Origin of the sequence: Nereida sp. NH-UV-3, assembly GCF_042939535.1 — a bacterium.
Taxonomy (GTDB): Bacteria; Pseudomonadota; Alphaproteobacteria; order Rhodobacterales; family Rhodobacteraceae; genus Nereida; species Nereida ignava.
Genome location: NZ_CP132157.1, coordinates 548905 through 565572, shown reverse-complemented (window position 1 = coordinate 565572; position 16668 = coordinate 548905). Strand labels below are relative to the sequence as shown.

General features: G+C 54.5%; 17 protein-coding genes and 1 other RNA gene. 10 read left to right on the top strand and 8 right to left on the bottom strand.

From position 1 onward, the window contains the following. Nucleotides 1-61 precede the first annotated feature (61 nt). Both NeNHUV3_RS02715 and NeNHUV3_RS02710 read left to right on the top strand, forming a co-directional pair. The gene (locus NeNHUV3_RS02715) at nucleotides 62-1528 is read left to right on the top strand and encodes a leucyl aminopeptidase (protein ID WP_391482330.1); all 1467 of its coding nucleotides are present in this window, start codon (nucleotides 62-64) and stop codon (nucleotides 1526-1528) included. A 1-nt stretch (nucleotide 1529) separates the two neighbouring features. Continuing rightward, entirely contained in the window at nucleotides 1530-2003 is a 474-nt protein-coding gene (locus NeNHUV3_RS02710; protein WP_391482329.1) for a DNA polymerase III subunit chi, read from the top strand. Here the strand turns inward: NeNHUV3_RS02710 and NeNHUV3_RS02705 are convergent. From NeNHUV3_RS02705 to NeNHUV3_RS02690, 4 genes are all read right to left on the bottom strand, one after another. Next, the gene (locus NeNHUV3_RS02705; RefSeq protein ID WP_391482327.1) at nucleotides 2000-2254 is read right to left on the bottom strand and encodes a ribbon-helix-helix domain-containing protein; all 255 of its coding nucleotides are present in this window, start codon (nucleotides 2252-2254) and stop codon (nucleotides 2000-2002) included. The two genes, NeNHUV3_RS02710 and NeNHUV3_RS02705, sit on opposite strands and share 4 nt — an antisense overlap. Continuing rightward, nucleotides 2247-2420, bottom strand: coding sequence for a DUF4169 family protein (locus tag NeNHUV3_RS02700; protein WP_391482326.1), 174 nt, complete (start codon nucleotides 2418-2420; stop codon nucleotides 2247-2249). Before NeNHUV3_RS02700 ends, NeNHUV3_RS02705 begins: the two co-directional genes overlap by 8 nt. After that, a complete protein-coding gene (gene fumC / locus NeNHUV3_RS02695; RefSeq protein WP_391482325.1) occupies nucleotides 2417-3808 on the bottom strand; it encodes a class II fumarate hydratase in 1392 nt (463 codons plus the stop codon). The genes NeNHUV3_RS02700 and fumC overlap by 4 nt, the downstream gene beginning before the upstream one ends. A 91-nt stretch (nucleotides 3809-3899) precedes the next feature. Then, on the bottom strand, nucleotides 3900-4412 hold the full coding sequence (locus NeNHUV3_RS02690; protein ID WP_391482323.1) for an SspB family protein: 513 nt from the start codon (nucleotides 4410-4412) through the stop codon (nucleotides 3900-3902). A gap of 255 nt (nucleotides 4413-4667) precedes the next feature. Between NeNHUV3_RS02690 and NeNHUV3_RS02685 the strand changes: the two genes are divergently transcribed. Continuing rightward, on the top strand, nucleotides 4668-5255 hold the full coding sequence (locus NeNHUV3_RS02685; RefSeq protein WP_391482322.1) for a hypothetical protein: 588 nt from the start codon (nucleotides 4668-4670) through the stop codon (nucleotides 5253-5255). Nucleotides 5256-5298: 43 nt separating this feature from the next. Here the strand turns inward: NeNHUV3_RS02685 and ssrA are convergent. The 4 genes from ssrA to NeNHUV3_RS02665 form a co-directional block, all read right to left on the bottom strand. Beyond that, nucleotides 5299-5673: a transfer-messenger RNA gene (ssrA, locus tag NeNHUV3_RS02680) on the bottom strand. Between the two features lie 35 nt (nucleotides 5674-5708). Beyond that, complete coding sequence (locus NeNHUV3_RS02675) at nucleotides 5709-6065, bottom strand: DUF4345 family protein (protein ID WP_391482321.1); 357 nt, start codon at nucleotides 6063-6065, stop codon at nucleotides 5709-5711. A 103-nt stretch (nucleotides 6066-6168) separates the two neighbouring features. Further along, nucleotides 6169-7209, bottom strand: a complete 1041-nt coding sequence (locus tag NeNHUV3_RS02670) for an extracellular solute-binding protein (RefSeq protein ID WP_391482319.1) — start codon at nucleotides 7207-7209, stop codon at nucleotides 6169-6171. 98 nt (nucleotides 7210-7307) lie between these two features. Then, nucleotides 7308-8036 (bottom strand): FadR/GntR family transcriptional regulator, encoded by a 729-nt coding sequence (locus NeNHUV3_RS02665; RefSeq protein WP_391482317.1) that lies wholly within the window; start codon nucleotides 8034-8036, stop codon nucleotides 7308-7310. Between the two features lie 106 nt (nucleotides 8037-8142). On the opposite strand from NeNHUV3_RS02665, the gene NeNHUV3_RS02660 reads away from it, so the two are divergent. The 7 genes from NeNHUV3_RS02660 to NeNHUV3_RS02630 all read left to right on the top strand — a co-directional run bounded on the left by NeNHUV3_RS02660 (nucleotide 8143) and on the right by NeNHUV3_RS02630 (nucleotide 16651). Continuing rightward, nucleotides 8143-8880 (top strand): DUF2182 domain-containing protein, encoded by a 738-nt coding sequence (locus NeNHUV3_RS02660; RefSeq protein ID WP_391482316.1) that lies wholly within the window; start codon nucleotides 8143-8145, stop codon nucleotides 8878-8880. Nucleotides 8881-8943: 63 nt separating this feature from the next. Continuing rightward, the gene (locus NeNHUV3_RS02655; protein WP_048598136.1) at nucleotides 8944-9660 is read left to right on the top strand and encodes a DUF1326 domain-containing protein; all 717 of its coding nucleotides are present in this window, start codon (nucleotides 8944-8946) and stop codon (nucleotides 9658-9660) included. Nucleotides 9661-9713: 53 nt separating this feature from the next. Continuing rightward, nucleotides 9714-10814, top strand: a complete 1101-nt coding sequence (locus NeNHUV3_RS02650) for a dimethylsulfoniopropionate demethylase (RefSeq protein ID WP_391482315.1) — start codon at nucleotides 9714-9716, stop codon at nucleotides 10812-10814. 65 nt (nucleotides 10815-10879) lie between these two features. Next, nucleotides 10880-11866: an acryloyl-CoA reductase gene (gene acuI, locus NeNHUV3_RS02645; protein WP_391482313.1), complete on the top strand. Its 987-nt coding sequence runs from the start codon at nucleotides 10880-10882 to the stop codon at nucleotides 11864-11866. 314 nt (nucleotides 11867-12180) lie between these two features. Beyond that, nucleotides 12181-13857 (top strand): BCCT family transporter, encoded by a 1677-nt coding sequence (locus NeNHUV3_RS02640; protein WP_391482312.1) that lies wholly within the window; start codon nucleotides 12181-12183, stop codon nucleotides 13855-13857. A gap of 106 nt (nucleotides 13858-13963) precedes the next feature. Further along, nucleotides 13964-15190 carry an aminotransferase class V-fold PLP-dependent enzyme gene (locus NeNHUV3_RS02635; protein ID WP_391482310.1) on the top strand — a complete coding sequence of 409 codons (1227 nt, stop codon included), beginning with the start codon at nucleotides 13964-13966 and terminating at the stop codon, nucleotides 15188-15190. A 39-nt stretch (nucleotides 15191-15229) separates the two neighbouring features. After that, a complete protein-coding gene (locus tag NeNHUV3_RS02630; protein WP_391482308.1) occupies nucleotides 15230-16651 on the top strand; it encodes a cryptochrome/photolyase family protein in 1422 nt (473 codons plus the stop codon). The last annotated feature ends 17 nt before the right edge of the window (nucleotides 16652-16668 follow it).

The window sequence follows — 16668 nt, the reverse complement described above, 5'->3', positions numbered from 1 at the left end:
GCACGCTAGCTATAGCCAAAGGTCGGCGTGAATGCCGCATGAGTTTAAAGGGACACCAGCCATGACTGATTTGATTACCGTCACCGCATCTGAAACCAATCTAGACGCGATAGCCGCACACACCGGCCGCGTCGTCATTTTTGTGGATGCAGAAGGCAAGCTTGATCAGGCGGGGCGCCGCGTGAACCGGCTCAGCAAAGGGGCTGTTGAACGGTTTGTGGGCTCGGACGCGTTTTCTGACATGAAACCGGCGGACACTACGGATTTGGCATGGCCCGCAGGTATGGCCGCAAGTGCGGTGCAAATCATCAAGCTGGACCGCCGTGCGGATGCACCTACGGCGCGCAAAGCGGGTGTGCAGGTTGGCAAAGCAATTGGTGCAGGTGATGTTTTGGTCATGGCGGGAAGTGCCAAGCACGCAGATCAGATCACGCTTGGTGCGCTGCTGCGCGCATATCAGTTTCAGGATCATAAAACCGCAGAACCTAAAACTTTTGGCGCTTTGAACGTTATGGCGAACAAGCCAGAAACCCTTGATGGTCAGTTGGCTGAGTTGCGTGCGATTGCCGAGGGTGTGTTTTTCACCCGCGATCTGGTGACAGAGCCTGCGAATATTCTGACAACAACAGAATTTGCCGACCGTCTTGCCGCGCTAACGGCCCTTGGCCTTGAAGTTGAAGTGCTTGAAGAAGACGCCCTTGAAGAGTTGGGCATGCGCACCCTGTTGAGTGTTGGCCAAGGTAGTGCATCGCCGTCCAAAGTGGTTGTGATGAAGTGGAACGGCGGCGGTGATGAAGCGCCCTTCGCGCTTGTTGGTAAGGGGGTTGTGTTCGACACGGGCGGCATCAGCCTAAAGCCTGCTGGCGGCATGGAAGACATGACGATGGACATGGGCGGCGCGGGCGTCGTGGCAGGCGTGATGAAAACGCTGGCCATGCGTGGGGCCAAAGCGAATGTGGTGGGGCTGATCGGGCTGGTGGAAAACATGCCAAGCTCAACAGCTACGCGCCCGGGTGATGTTGTGCGCTCCATGAAAGGCGACACAGTTGAGATCATCAATACTGATGCCGAAGGGCGCCTCGTTCTGGCGGATGTGCTTTGGTATGCTCAAGAGCGTTTCAAGCCAACGGGCGTGATCAACTTGGCGACCCTAACCGGTGCCATCATAGTGGGCCTTGGCCATGACAACGCAGGTGTGTTTTCAAACGACGACACGCTTTGTGCAGACTTCTTGGCTGCCGCAGGGCTTGAGGGTGAAGGGGCATGGCGCATGCCGATGGGCCCCGAGTATGACGCTCAGATTAAAAGTGCTGTTGCTGATATGAAAAACGTAGGCACACGTGCGGCAGGTAGCATCACTGCGGCGCAATTTCTGCAACGTTTTATCCACGACGGCATGCCCTGGATTCACCTCGATATTGCTGGTGTGGCAAGTGTGAAGGCGGATACGGCTCATGCGCCCAAAGGGGCAACGGGGTGGGGCGTGATGGCCCTGAACCGTTTGATTGCAGATACTTACGAAGCATAACGTGGGCGAAGTTTACTTTTACCATCTAACCCGCGCGCCGCTTGAGGTTACGTTGCCAGCACTGCTCGAAAAAGCGGTGGGGGCAGGAATGAAATGCGTGGTACGCGGGACTGAAGCCACTGATCTGGAGGCGCTGGACCTGGCAATTTGGACCGCGCGCGACGACAGCTTTTTGCCCCACGGCGTTGCCGGCGGGGATCATGATGCGACGCAACCAATCTTGCTGACCAAAGGCGCACAGGCATCTTATCCGAACAACGCCAACTGTCTGATGTCAGTTCACGGCGCTGAGGTGACCGCCGATGAGGCTACAGCGCTTACGCGGGCGTGCATCCTGTTTGATGGCAATGATGGCGCAGCACTTCAGCACGCGCGGGAGCAATGGCGCAGCTTAACCGGTGCGGGCGTGACGGCGCAGTATTGGTCTGAGGAAAGCGGTAGGTGGGAAAAGAAAGCCGAGCACAAGCCTGACTAGACGTCTGTAATATCTTTGGCGCCGTGCGGGGCTATTTTGGATTGGTAATATTGCAGCACATACAGACGAATTGCCGACGCTAGCCCGATATCGACACCGCGTGTCGCATCAATTTCAGCCGCTAACACATTGATTGGTTTGTTATTCTCTGCAGCTATTTGGCGAAAGCTGTTCCAAAAAGCATCTTCAAGCGACACCGAAGTGCGGTGCCCACGCAAGGTAAGCGAGCGTTTTGTAGGCCGCTCAGCCATCAGTTTTATGACCGTCCAAATGCTTAGAAAGCTGTGCTTTGCGTGCGGCAGTGATGGTTTTCTGGCTTTTGCTTTGGCCAAATTTGACAGCGTTTTCATCAGCGCGCGCCTTTTTGTAGGCGCGCGCCTTGGCCTTGCGGGCCTTGTTTAGGTTGATGACGCTCACTTAGGGCCGATCATCAATTCAGGGCGGACAACACGGTCGAAAGTTTCGGCGTCTACAAAGCCCAACGCGATCGCTTCCTCTTTCAGGGTCGTGCCGTTTTTATGCGCTGTTTTTGCGACGGTTGTTGCGTTGTCATAGCCAATTTCCGGGGCCAGCGCCGTTACCAGCATCAGCGATTCATTCATAATGCGCGTGATGTTGTCGGTGTTGGCTTGGATGCCCGACACGCAATTATCGGTGAAGGCAACAGAGGCGTCGCCCAGCAATTGCATGGATTGCAACACGTTATAGGCCATCATCGGTTTGTAGACGTTCAACTCAAAGTGACCTTGGCTGCCTGCAAAACCCACGGCTGCGTCATTACCAAACACATGTGCGCACACTTGGGTCAGGGCCTCGCATTGGGTTGGATTTACTTTGCCGGGCATGATGGATGAGCCGGGTTCGTTTTCAGGCAACATCAATTCGCCCAAACCACAGCGCGGCCCAGACCCCAAAAGGCGGATGTCGTTTGCGATTTTGAACAGGCTGGCCGCAACGGTTTTTAACGCGCCGGACATCTCAACCATCGCGTCATGTGCGGCGAGGGCTTCGAATTTATTCGGTGCTGTTACGAAAGGTAGGTTCGTGATGGCCGCCATGTTGGCTGCGACTTGCTCGCCCCAGCCTTGTACGGTGTTCAGACCGGTGCCTACAGCCGTGCCGCCTTGGGCGAGCTCATTGATGCGGGGCAGGGCAGATTTGATGCGCTCAAGCCCCATCGCAACTTGATGCGTATAGCCAGAGAATTCTTGGGCCAACGTCAGCGGTGTCGCGTCCATAGTGTGGGTGCGGCCAATTTTAATGATGCCGTCAAATTCTGTTACTTTTGCTGCCAAGGCCGCGTGCAATTTCTCAAGGCCGGGGATCAATACGTCGCGCGCTGTCATCGCGGTGGCAATGTGCATTGCGGTCGGGAATGTGTCGTTTGACGACTGGCCCATGTTGCAGTGATCATTCGGGTGCACGGGATCTTTTGACCCGATGACGCCGCCCAAGATCTCAATTGCGCGGTTTGCGATCACCTCATTGGCGTTCATGTTGGACTGCGTGCCAGAGCCGGTTTGCCAGACGACCAGCGGAAAGTTGTCATCGAATTTGCCCGCAACCACTTCGGATGCGGCTTGGATGATGGCATCGCCCAATTCTTTGGGCAGCTTGCCGTTGTCCATATTAGCTTGTGCGCAGGCTTGTTTGATCACGCCCAATGCACGCACGATCGCGATTGGTTGCTTTTCCCAACCGATAGGGAAGTTCATGATGCTGCGCTGTGTTTGTGCGCCCCAATACTTCTCGGAGGGAACTTCTAATGGGCCAAAGCTGTCGGTCTCGGTGCGGGTGGTGCTCATGATGAAATCCTGTTCGTATACTGTTGTATGCCGTTTAGCGCGCAAAGATGCGCCGCGCAATAACTAGCAGCTGCTACTGGCTGTCGTTGGTTTAGGTCTTGCGGAAGCTATCAAGGCTCACAACGTCTGCCTTGGTTTTGGGAGCGTCACTGTCCGTGGCGCGGTCGGGGCTGCTTGCTTGGGTGACAGGCAGCAAGTCGACGTCATCTGGCAGGTCCAAATCAGTGTCTTCTAGATCATCTTCATCATCGTCTTGGCTTTCAAAGCGCAGGCCAAATTCAACGGACGGGTCCACAAATGTTTTGATCGAGTCGTATGGAATATAAAGTGGCTCGGGGCTGTCGCCAAAGTTCAACGTGACCGCAAAGCCTTCGTCGGTGACGTTCAGGTTATCGAACCAATGCTGCATGACGACGGTCATTTCCCCCGGATATCTGTCTGATAGCCAGTCGGCAATTTCCACGTCCGGGTGCATAGTGTCGAATGTTATGAAAAAGTGGTGCTCACCGGGCAGTCCGTTCGCTGCCACATCGTTTAGAACGTTCTGGATCAAGCTGCGCATCGCGCGGTGCATCAGGTTTCCGTAGTCAATTGAGCGATCCATAGATGCGGTTCCTTTGAGGCCATCTGTCAACTGGCTTTTACCCTACGTCTCCTTGCGGTGAAGTAAAAGGGGCGGGGTCACAATTGATGCAACATTTGCTGCGTCGGTTTGGCAAGGCCGCGAAACAGGCCCTAAACCATGACTTGATCAAAAGTGTCATTTAATTGTATCTTTTGATTAATGCTGCGCAAGATGTTGTGCAGCGCCATATAAGGCCACTGCCAAATTGGCCTAATGTCTTTGGGGGACGCAGTAATGGAAAAGCAAGGTTTTGCTTCGGGGTTAAAAGGTTTTGGATTAGTTGGTGTCGGGGTAGCCTTTGGCTTGGGCAGCGCTTTTTTGATGACAGATCAACGGGTTGATGGATCTGCGCCGCTAAGTGTGCAAGCAGATGTAGAAGTCACGCGACAGCAAGCGGATCCGCTGACGCTGAGCACAATCTCAACTTTGCAGTCGGTGGTTGCCAACAGCCAAACAGAGCTGAGCCGCACAGATGACTTGTCACCTGAGCAGCTTGAAGTGGTGGCTTTTTTCGAACGCTCCGCACGGCAATTGAATGAAAGCGTAAAATCCGAGCGTGGCCAACTTTTGCACTTTGATAACATGACAATCGATAAGCTGAACGTGCGGTATTATTATACGTATAACTCGCGCTATGATCAGATTGACCGTGAAGCCGCCTTGGCCGAACAAGCCCGTCTGGTTTATGACAACATTTGCACTGACACTGCTATTCGTACTCTGATGGATGAGTATGGGCTGAATTATACGTACCGTTATATTTCAAGTGATTTTCGCCATGTGGGTGAGGTAAACGGCAGCATCGCAAGCTGTGCATCCTAGCATTCAAAGTGGCGTCTATGGATAGGATGTAGAAAGGTAGGGAAGTGCAGGTTTCTGTTGCCAGGTACCTGCGAACCCCGCCTAAAGCTGCTAGGCCTTAGGACTTAGAGTTCAGTATTACGCGCTGCTTACGCTGCGAGTGCTACTGGAGCTTTGTTGTCATTTGCAACTAGCTTAAATGTACCGATAACGGTGGTAACTCACCGAAACAAAGCAAACCCCTTTAGACGTTCGTCGATCCTATTTCGACCCCACAATCCCGAATGACCTCCCCAAATGAAGGATGCCGCCGAAGGTAATATGGTGGAGTCGCCGGGTACCGCCCCCGGGTCCGATCCGCTTATTACGAGCGCGTTTATGTCCATAGTCCCCGAAGAGACAGGTCATACATAATCGGCTGGCTGTGGTTTGCAACAGGTAGCTGGTGTGATCGCGGGATTTATCCGCGCGTCTTCAGGTCAGGCTATGTGCCCACAGCAAAAAGGCAGCGGGTATCGCCTCAAAAGCGAAGAACGTCAGGGCTTTGCGAAAAGGGGGAGCGTCAAGAATAAGGGATAGCGCACGGCCCGTTGCAGCACCTGCGTATACAACCCCAAGCATAAAGTAGGCGGACGCGCTGCCAGTGAACAAGCACGCAAACCCAACGGCCACAAATAAGGCGCCAACGCTGGCGCGCATTTCTGACAGGCCCATTGTTGTGTGGGTGGTTTCCAGATCAAGTGCGGAGGCGGTGTAACGGGGGGCCAAAAAGCCAAACGCCCCAAGGCCGATGGTCAACAGGGCCAATCCGATCGAAATATACTCTACCATGACATCCTCTGCGTTTTTGCTCTGTGGTATGACATAGAGGTGATCTGGCAGATGGCGAGGGGCGCGTACGCCCGTCGCTGTTCTAACAGTTCAAACGCCGCGCTTAAAAGCCGGCTTTGATTTTCTCAAAGGACGCGACCATCTGCTCGCGGATTGCGTTTTCAAGAGGCAGTTGACGCAGGATTGGAGCGTCAATTTTGCCCATTCCAACTTCATCAAGGATCGCTGTGTCAAAGTCTGCCATGGCCTGTGCGTTACCGTGGCCATAGCCCCATTCGTTGACCATGTAGTCAGTCACCTCTGGCTGAAGCCATGCGTTCATAAAGTCATGCGCTTTTTGCTCAGAGCCGGGGCCGTTTTGCAGGTTCACGTATCCACAGAACCACAGCGATGATCCCTCTTTGGCTTCGCGTTGGTAACCGATGGGCGCGCCGTCAGCTGCCATAGTCACAGGAGTTTCGTTCCATGCCCATGAAATCAGTACTTCGCCAGTTGCCATCAGTTGCGCCAATTCTGCACCGTCTGCCCAATAGGCGCGGACATTGGCGTGGGCCTTGCGCATCCACTCGGAAGCGGCATCGACTTGCGCAGGGGTTGCGGTTGTCCAGTCGGTTACGCCAGTTGCCAAAAATGCCAGTGAATAGGCATCGTCTACGTTGTCAGGCAAAGATGTGCGGCCTGCGTATTTTGGATCAAGGAATACCTGAAGGCTTTCGATATCCGCAGGGGGAACTTCTTCAGTGTTATAGGCGATTGCGGTCGCACCTAGGTCAGCGGGGATAAAGTAAACGCCTGTCTCATCTGCAAAGATCGGGTTTTCTTTGTAGGCCGCATCTACATCTGCGTAGGCTGGAATTTGTGAAATATCCCATGGCTCAATTAGGCCGGCATCACGCCATTTCTCAACAGATTGGGAGCACGGGTGACCGACGTCGGCGCGAAAACCAGAGCGCAATTTTTGAAACGCTTCTTCTTCTTCGCCAAAGAACGCAAAAGTGGGGATGTCGCCATGTTTAGCAGTGTAATCGGGGTAGAACCCTTCTTCTTCGTAGCCGGACCAATCAAACACGATCAATTCAGGATCAGCGGCAAAAGCAGTGGTGGCAAACAGCGCAGCGGCTGAAGTCAAAAGTAGACGTTTCATTGGAATCCTCCGACGGGAAAAATCAAAAATAGTGGGTCACGACAATGAATAGTTTAGTGCGCTGCCCCTACATGGAAAGTGGCGCACCGCGCAAGTGATTAGCGTCCTGCGCGGGCAGTAAATACTGTGTCTGCCATGGCGTTGGTTTCGCTGGCCAGAGTTTGCAGCACACGGTCTGCTTCCACGGCGTTTTCTTGCTCAATGGCGTTCGCTAACTCGGTGTGTAGGCGTATGATTTTATCACGGTCGCGCGCCGTGAAAGTGATCATGTTCATCAAGGGCTGCATGGCCTCTACGGCGCCGGCCAGTTGATACGACAAAACTGGATTATGGGCCGCATCAACAAGCGCGCGGTGAAAAGCCACATCCGAGGCGCAGAAGGCCTCATCAGAAAGTCCGCGTTGTCCTTGGCGGTGAATTTCAGCCCGCATTGTCGCAAGGTGATCGGGCGTCCTGCGTTTGGCGCTAAGCGGCGCGCATGCACGCTCAAGCGTAAAACGCGCTTCGCAGGCCGTGGCAAAATCAACTTCGTTCATCGACAGCAACAGCGTGGATGTTGTGATTTGCTGTGCATAGGCATCCGCATAGTTGAGCCGTTTGACAAAAGCACCGCCTGTGGCGCCCCGCTGCGTGCGGATCAGCGATTGCGCCGCAAGCCGCTTGAGGGCTTCGCGCACAGTTGATCGTGACACATCGAACTGCTCGCAAAGCTCAATTTCCGAGGGTAATCGCTCATCAACGGGCAAAGTCCCGTCAATAATGGCATCTCGGATCGCACCGGCAATTTGCGCCGACAGATCAGCAGAGGGATCAAGCTTCGTTTTCATATGTCTGACAATTATCTATTGCGTAATTTCAAAAGTCTGACATTTAATTTTGCACAGGTCGAGTCGCTTCGACATAAGTGAAAGACAAATACGAAAGATCCGCGTCATGGTCGCAGTCCGCAGCATTCTTTGGCTCTCGTTTTTTGGCGTTATTTTGGCGTCATGGGCGTTTTTGTACATGATGGCGATGATGTCTGGCGTTGACCTTATTGGCCGCCCCGTTGGGATGAACATGATGCCGATGGAGACGTTCGGCCCGCTTTTTGCGATGTGGGCAATCATGATGGCGGCGATGATGTTGCCAACGATGGTGCCAACTTTGCGCGCCTATGAAGACCTGATGCAAAGTGCAAACGGCACACGCGCAGGCTGGCTTGGTGTGCTTTTAGGATATGCAATTGTTTGGGTGGCGTTCGCGGCACTAATTACCGCCGCACAATTATGGCTGGCATCTGCCGGATTGGTCGACGAATTGGGCATTGCGCCTACATGGCTTTCCGCAGGGCTGTTGGTGGTCGTTGGGGCTTTCCAGTTCACCCGCGTCAAAGAGGTTTGCCACGGGGTCTGCCACGCGCCGACGATGTATTTCTTGGGTCACTGGCGCACTGGCGCGCTTGGCGGTCTGCGCATGGGACTTGGTCTTGGGGCGTTTTGTGTCGGGTGTTGTTGGGGCTTCATGGCGCTTGGCTTTGTGGGGGGCGTGATGAGCCTTTTGTGGATGGGGGCGGCAACGCTCTTTATGGTGATTGAAAAATTGCCACAGCTGGGCGCATTCGTGACGCGCCCGATGGGATATGCGCTGATCGCGGCGGGCCTTGGGCTTGGCGTCAGCAACGTACTTTAGCGCGCATCTTTGCGCAGATGATTTGACCGCGCGATTTGCGCACAAGCGAGGAGGGCTACGTCGATGGCCACGACAGAACAACGGACCGAAAGTGATCGCATCGCGATTTCCCAACGGATCGACCAGAAGATGGAAAATAACCCTCTGCGCCGCAAAATGCGTCCAACGGATTGGGCCATTAAGGGCGAGCTTTTCCTCAACTGCTCATGCACGGTATTTTGCCCCTGCGTCGTGAGCCTTGGCGCGCATCCTCCCACCGAAGGGCACTGCCACGCGTGGATGGCGATTGCCATTGATGAGGGCCACTTTGAGGGCGAAGATCTTGCAGGGCTTAACGTAGGTTTGTTGGTCGATATCCCGGGTCGTATGGGCGAGGGGAATTGGAAAGTTGCAGCCTACGTTGATGAGCGCGCAAGCCAGAAGGCCTATAACGGCATCCTCAAGATTTTCAGCGGTCAAGCAGGCGGTACTACCGGTTTGTTCACGTTCCTTGTCTCTGAGATCATCGGGGCTGAGCGTGAGAAAGTTGAAATCGTCCGTGATGGCACCAAACGTGGTCTTTATATCGGGCGCAAGATTGCAGGCGAGATCGAGATGATCGACGGCGCCTCACCGGATGAGCCCGTCACGATTACCAACTCCAAATATTGGATGGGTCCAAACATCATAGCCGCCAAGGGCCTAAAGTCCAAAGTGCGCGACTACGGCCGCGTGTGGGATTTTGGCGGCATGTCTGCTGAGATTTGCGCAATTGACTGGGCCGGTCCCAAACCAAAATAGGGCCGGAATTTACGACATTATAGCTTCGATAAGCCAAGGATAAGGAACACGATATGGCTTTGATTACTGCTTCGCGTCGGCTTCGCCGCACGCCGTTCTCTGATGGTGTGGAGGCGGCAGGTGTAAGTGCCTACACAACTTATAATCACATGCTTCTCCCAACTGCTTTTCGTAGTGTGGTCGAAGACTATCACCACCTTAAATCGGCTGTTCAGGTCTGGGATGTGGCCGCTGAACGACAAGTCGAAGTGCGCGGCCCTGATGCAGGTCGCTTGCTGCAAATGCTGACGCCGCGGGATTTGCGCGGGATGCTGCCGGGCATGTGTTATTATGTCCCCATGGTCGATGAGACCGGCGGGATGCTGAACGATCCGGTTGCGGTTAAATTGGCCGAGGACCGCTATTGGATTTCTATCGCTGACAGTGACTTGCTGTTTTGGGTCAAAGGCATTGCGTATGGCTACCGCCTTGATGTGATGGTCGATGAGCCCGACGTCAGCCCGCTGGCCATTCAGGGGCCCAAGTCCGATGATTTGATGGAGCGGGTCTTTGGTGAGGCCGTTCGCAACGTCAAGTTTTTCCGCTATGGCGTGTTTGAGTTTCAGGGGCGCTCGCTTGTGATTGCGCGCTCTGGCTATTCAAAGCAGGGCGGTTTTGAGATTTACGTTGAAGGCAGTGACATTGGAATGCCGCTTTGGAACGCGCTTATGGAGGCGGGTAAAGACCTTGATGTGCGCGCAGGCTGTCCCAACGGGATTGAGCGGGTCGAAGGTGGTTTGCTGTCCTATGGCAATGACATGACCCGCGATAACACCCCCCACGAAACAGGACTTGGTCGTTTTTGTTCAACCCAAACGGCGATCGGGTGTGTGGGCCGTGACGCGTTGCTGCGCGTCTCCAAGGAGGGGCCAGTGAAGCAAATCCGCCCTCTTGAGATTGAGGGGGCAGTGCCGCCCTGTGATCGTGCGTGGCCTTTGATCGCGGGCGATAAAGTTGTGGGGCAGATCACATCTGCGGCCAACAGCCCTGATTTTGGCACAGGCGTCGCTATCGGCATGGTGCGTATGACCCACTGGGACGCAGGCACCAAGCTGACAGCTCAAACACCTGATGGTCCGCGGGCCGTCACGGTGGCTGAAAAATTCTGGATTTAATGTATGGCGCGGCGATTCAGCGTGCCGCGACTTTGAAAAGACTGAAAAGATGTAGGGAGATGAACATGTTTAAAGTACTGGTGGTCAACAAAGACGACGAAGGCAAAACACACGCAGCTGTTGAGGAGCTGAGCCTAGATCAGCTTCCGGCCGGTGATGTGGTTGTGGCCGTTGAATACTCGACAGTTAACTACAAAGACGGTCTGTGCATCGGGCCGGGCGGCGGTCTTGTGCGCAACTACCCCCATGTGCCGGGTATTGATTTCGCAGGCACCGTCGAAACATCTGATGACCCGCGCTATGCTGCAGGGGATAAAGTTGTTCTGACAGGCTGGCGCGTTGGTGAGGCCCATTGGGGCGGCTACGGGCAAAAAGCGCGTGTCAAAGCGGACTGGTTGGTGCCACTTCCCAAAGGTCTCGACACACGTCAGGCTATGGCGGTAGGTACGGCAGGCTTTACCGCGATGCTGGCCGTTATGGCGCTTGAAGATCACGGCATCAAAGACGGGCCGGTTTTGGTCACTGGGGCGGCTGGTGGCGTTGGGTCTGTGGCTACGGCCATTCTAGCAAACCTTGGCCATCAAGTTGCGGCTGTGACGGGGCGGCCTGAAACTGGCGCATATCTTGAAAGTCTTGGGGCGTCCCAGATTGTAGCCCGTGAGGAGCTGAACGAGACCACAAAACGCCCCCTTGAGGCGGAAGCATGGGGCGGCTGTGTTGATGCGGTCGGTGGCGAAATGCTGGCCCGCGTGCTTGGCCAGATGAAATACGGCGCATCGGTTTCGGCTGTTGGCCTTGCCGGTGGCGCGGGTTTGCCAGCTACTGTTATTCCGTTTTTGCTGCGCGGCGTGAACCTGCTTGGGATCGACAGTGTCATGCAGCCCTTTGAGGCACGTCAGCGCGCTTGGCAGCGTATCGCTACCGATCTTCCGCTTGCAAAGCTGGAGGACATGATTGTTCCAGCGACGCTTGCCGATCTGCCGTCCCTTGGCCGTGACATTCTGAAGGGCCAAGTCAAAGGACGTGTCGTGGTGGATGTTGCCGGAAGCTAAGAAGCTTCAACGTATGTACAGCGAGGAGGGCGCCCATTGGGTGCCCTTTTTGGTTGGGCATAGACCACTCTTCACTCTGGGCTCCGAACAGTTTTTGTGCGCGTAAATGAATAGTGTCTTCTAAATTGCCGCAGCTTTTGCAGTTACGCACTAAAATGTGGACATTATTTGGTGAAAGGTCTCGAGCTTTTGGCTCTACCCCATTGTATTTAAATACATAAAATGAAACCACGCAGCATATTGAATGTTTTATTTGTGCCACCAAGTGGCTCTGCTACGCTTTGTCGCATAAATAATAAAAACCGGGGAAGACAATGTCTATTCAAGAACCATTAACAGAGTTACCGATTAAGACCGCAGACACAGGTTTTTATCGTGGTTTCAGTCTCAATGTGACTGTAATCAGCAAAATAATTATCAGCATTTTGGTTGTGTGGTGTATCGTATGGCCTACTGATGCAGGCCGTATTCTAGGCGAGTGGAACAGTGTCATTCTGGCGAATTTCGCCGCTTGGTACATCTGGTCCGTTGGCTTTTTCATTATCGTATGTCTGGGCTTGGCGGTCTGGCCGACCGCAGGGCGCCTTAACCTTGGTCAGCCCGGGGAAAAGCCGGAATTCTCAAATTTTTCATGGTTTTCTATGATGTTTGGGGCTGGGATTGGCGTTGGGATGCTAACTTGGGCCGTCGCAGAGCCAGTTGCGCATTTTGGCAATAATCCAGAGGTCATTCAGGGCATCACGACTGGGGGTGCGGCAGATAACGTGCGCATGGCCTACAAGTGGTCGTTTCTGCATTGGGGGCTAAGCGCGTGGGCCTGCTACGCGGTGGCTGGTCTGTCGCTTGCGTTCTTTAGCTATCGTCGTGGGTTGCCGCTTACCATTCGCTCATCGTTGACACCTTTGTTTGGTACAGCGCTGTCTGGTCGCTTGGGGCACTTGATTGATATTGTGGCTGTTGTGGCGACTATACTTGGTGTTGCGCAAACGCTGGGTTTTGGCGTGGAGCAATTTGTGGCGGGCCTCACGCGGATCGGAATTAACGGTCTGATGGCTGAGGACGGTGGTGCAACGGGTATGGGCATTGTCGTGGCTTTGGTCGTCATCATGGGCGCGTCTACGCTGTCGGCGTTGTCGGGGGTTGGGAAGGGCATCAAGTGGCTGTCCAACATCAACATGGTGCTGTCGATCATCTTGCTTGGCTTTTTCATCATTTTCGGGGCGACCTTCTTTGGTGCGCAGGCAATGGTGCTGGGTGTGTTCGACTACCTGATCGCCTTGCCGGAGATGAGCTTCAACGTGTTCCGTTCAGACGGTGTAGAAGGGTCAGAAGATTTCTTGTTGTCGCAGTGGCAGGGCTGGTGGCCGGTGTTCTACTGGGCGTGGTGGATCGCGTTTGCGCCTTTCGTGGGGCTGTTTCTTGCGCGCATCAGTCGTGGTCGGTCGATCCGAGAGTTTGTGCTTGGTGCGATGATCGTGCCTGCGTTGATGTGCTTTGTCTGGTTTTCATGGGCGGGTGGCACGGCCATTGATCTTGAGTTGAATGGCGGTGCGAATGGCGTGATCTTTGGTGCAGCAAACGGTGACAAGATCTTTGCGATGACTGAATTCATGCTTGCGCCGATTGCACAAGCATTGGCGTGGGGCATGGCGTTGTTGATCGTTGTGTTGCTGATGACGTTCTTGGTGACTTCTGCTGACTCGGCGGTGTTGATTGTGAACACTATTAACGCGGCCGGCGACGAAGGACCAAAAGCACGTCCGCACATTATGTTTTGGGGTGTGGCACTGGCGCTGGTGGTGGGCGGTTTGCTTATCTCAGGGGGTACATCTGCGATCCAAACAGCGATGGTGATCGGCGCGCTACCATTCTCGGTGGTGATGGTGTTGATGTGTATCGCGCTGATCAAGGCGATCTATAATGACGGTCGTCGTGAGGCTGCTGGTGTTGCCACAACGACAGCTGAAATGAGCACAACACCGGCTGAGTAATTGCTCTCTCATAGCTATGTTTACGCCCTGTCGTTATTGACGATAGGGCGTTTTCATTTGATGGTATTCCCTTGCATACTGCCCTATACTATGCAAGTTTCTGCATATGATAATGGACCTTGATTTTGTGCGTGCGCAGTTCCCTGCGTTTGCCGAGCCTGTCTTGCGCGGGCGAGGGTTTTTCGAGAATGCAGGCGGCAGTTACACGTGCAGGCATTCGGCGTGGCGATTGAACCGTTTTTACCGCGAGCGCAAAGTCCAACCTTATGGTCAATACCCTGCCTCTGAACTTGCGGGCGCCGAAATGGATGAGGCGCGCGAACGGCTTGCGCGTCTGCTTGGCGTACAAACTGATGAGGTAAGCTTCGGTCCGTCGACCACCCAAAATACTTATGTGTTGGCCCAAGCTTTCGGATCGTGGCTGACCGAGAAGCAAGCAATCATCGTCACAGACGCAGATCATGAGGCCAACAGTGGTGTCTGGCGGCGATTGGCCGACCGCGGCATAGAGGTGCGCGAATGGAAAATGCGTCCCGAGACGGGCATGCTTGAGACCGATGATCTTGAAGAGCTGATTGATGAGCGGGTCAAGCTTTTGTGTTTTCCTCACGCTTCTAACGTTGTGGGCGCGCCGCATGATGTGTCGGCCATTTGTAAAATCGCGCGTGAGAACGAGATATTCACTTGTGTGGACGGGGTCAGTTTTGCGCCCCATGGCTTGCCGAACATCAAAAAGATGGGCGCTGACATATATCTGTTTTCGGCCTATAAAACATACGGTCCGCACCAAGGTATCATGGTGATAAATCGTAACCTTGGGATGGCGCTGCCAGGGCAGGGCCATGGGTTCAATAACCATGTCCTTTACAAGCGGTTTACGCCAGCGGGTCCAGATCATGCGCAAGTCGCGGCCTGCGCGGGGATCGTGGATTATTTCGACACGGTTTATGAACATCATTTCAAAGCGGGGCGTGACGCGACAGGGCGGGCGGAGTCAGTTGCAGCCTTGATCCACGAGACAGAGCAAACAGCGCTTCGACCCTTGATGGCCTATCTTGAGGGACGTGACGACTTGCGGGTCCTTGGGCCAATTGATGCGCAAAAGCGGCTGCCCACTGTTTCGGTTGTTGTGGACGGTCAAAGCGGCGCAGATGTGGCGCGGCGCTTGTCGGATAAACGCATCATGGCCGGTGGCGGGACATTTTACGCCGACCGCGCACTTGAGGCACTCGGCGTTGATCTGGCTCAAGGGATCCTTAGGCTGAGTTTTGTGCATTACACATCCCCCTCCGAGGTTGATTTGCTGATCCAAGCCCTAGATCAAACGCTGTGACAGCGGCCTTGCCGCGCGAGTTGACGGCAGGGGGCTATTTTGAGCGAGCAGACACCAATCATCATGTGGTTTCGGCGTGATTTGCGCCTTTCAGATCATCCGGCACTGACGGCCGCGTGCGAAACGGGGCGGCCGGTTGTGGCCCTGTTCATTCATGATCAAATTGTCGAAAATCTTGGTGCGGCGCCTAAGTGGCGTCTGGAACAATCGCTTGGGGCGTTACAGGCGTCCCTTGAAAAGATCGGTGCGCGTTTGGTTTTGCGTCGTGGGAACGCCCTTGAGGTTCTCAAAAACGTGATCGCCGAAACCGGCGCGAACTCCGTCTACTGGTCGCGGCTCTATGATCCTGATGCGAAAGAACGTGATACGGATGTAAAATCCGCGCTCAAAGAACAGGGCATCGATGCGCGCAGTTTCGCAGGGCACGTGATGTTTGAGCCATGGACCGTTGAGACCAAGACCGGTGGGTTTTATAAAGTATACACCCCGATGTGGAAAATGGTGCGCGATCGCGACGTGCCTGCGCCGCTGAGTGCGCCAACCAAGCTGGCGTCGCTATCCCAAGATGTTGCGTCCGATGTGCTGTCTGACTGGGGGCTTGGGCGTGCTATGCACCGTGGTTGGGCGATCGTTGCACAGTATGCACGTGTGGGTGAAGATGCCGCTCGCGCACGTCTTGATAGCTTTATCGAGACACGCGTTCAGGGCTATGACACCAATCGTGACCTTCCTTGGAAAGACGGCACAAGTGGTTTGTCTGAAAACCTTTCTTTGGGTGAAATCAGCCCGACAACATGCTGGCACGCGGGTCAAGCGGCGCTGCATCAGGGAAAAGCAGGTGCGGAGACATTCCTCAAAGAGCTGGTTTGGCGCGAATTTGCGTATCATTTGGTGCACCACACCCCACAGATTGTCTCGCAAAATTGGAAACCGGACTGGGATGCATTTCCGTGGAATACAGACGAGACCGCTGAAAAAGTGCGGGCCTGGAAGCAGGGCCGGACGGGCATTCAGTTCGTAGATGCCGCAATGCGCGAGATGTATGTGACGGGCAAAATGCATAACCGCGGTCGCATGATTGTGGCCAGCTACCTGACCAAGCACCTGCAGTGCCATTGGAAGATTGGCCAAAAATGGTTCGAGGAATGTCTAACCGATTGGGACCCTGCATCAAACGCTATGGGTTGGCAGTGGTCATCGGGGTCGGGACCGGATGCGACGCCGTATTTCCGTGTGTTCAACCCTGTGACGCAACTCGATAAGTTCGATAAAAACCGCGACTACGTCAGTGCGTGGATCGCCGAGGGGCGTGCGAACCCCGCAAAGACTGCGCTCCAGTATTTTGACGCGATCCCACAAAGCTGGGGTCTGGCCCCTGATGCGCGTTATCCTGAACCGATTATGACGGCTGAAGCAGGACGTAAAGCAGCACTTGGGGCGTATGAAAACCGTGGTTTTTGATGATCGGGCTGAAAAAT

Bases quoted from the DNA above. Each gene is read 5' to 3' on its own strand.
- NeNHUV3_RS02715 (WP_391482330.1), top strand. From the start codon at position 62: ATGACTGATTTGATTACCGTCACCGCATCTGAAACCAATCTAGACGCG.
- NeNHUV3_RS02705 (WP_391482327.1), bottom strand. From the start codon at position 2,254: ATGGCTGAGCGGCCTACAAAACGCTCGCTTACCTTGCGTGGGCACCGC.
- fumC (WP_391482325.1), bottom strand. From the start codon at position 3,808: ATGAGCACCACCCGCACCGAGACCGACAGCTTTGGCCCATTAGAAGTT.
- NeNHUV3_RS02690 (WP_391482323.1), bottom strand. From the start codon at position 4,412: ATGGATCGCTCAATTGACTACGGAAACCTGATGCACCGCGCGATGCGC.
- NeNHUV3_RS02685 (WP_391482322.1), top strand. From the start codon at position 4,668: ATGGAAAAGCAAGGTTTTGCTTCGGGGTTAAAAGGTTTTGGATTAGTT.
- NeNHUV3_RS02675 (WP_391482321.1), bottom strand. From the start codon at position 6,065: ATGGTAGAGTATATTTCGATCGGATTGGCCCTGTTGACCATCGGCCTT.
- NeNHUV3_RS02670 (WP_391482319.1), bottom strand. From the start codon at position 7,209: ATGAAACGTCTACTTTTGACTTCAGCCGCTGCGCTGTTTGCCACCACT.
- NeNHUV3_RS02665 (WP_391482317.1), bottom strand. From the start codon at position 8,036: ATGAAAACGAAGCTTGATCCCTCTGCTGATCTGTCGGCGCAAATTGCC.
- NeNHUV3_RS02660 (WP_391482316.1), top strand. From the start codon at position 8,143: ATGGTCGCAGTCCGCAGCATTCTTTGGCTCTCGTTTTTTGGCGTTATT.
- NeNHUV3_RS02655 (WP_048598136.1), top strand. From the start codon at position 8,944: ATGGCCACGACAGAACAACGGACCGAAAGTGATCGCATCGCGATTTCC.
- NeNHUV3_RS02650 (WP_391482315.1), top strand. From the start codon at position 9,714: ATGGCTTTGATTACTGCTTCGCGTCGGCTTCGCCGCACGCCGTTCTCT.
- acuI (WP_391482313.1), top strand. From the start codon at position 10,880: ATGTTTAAAGTACTGGTGGTCAACAAAGACGACGAAGGCAAAACACAC.
- NeNHUV3_RS02640 (WP_391482312.1), top strand. From the start codon at position 12,181: ATGTCTATTCAAGAACCATTAACAGAGTTACCGATTAAGACCGCAGAC.
- NeNHUV3_RS02635 (WP_391482310.1), top strand. From the start codon at position 13,964: ATGATAATGGACCTTGATTTTGTGCGTGCGCAGTTCCCTGCGTTTGCC.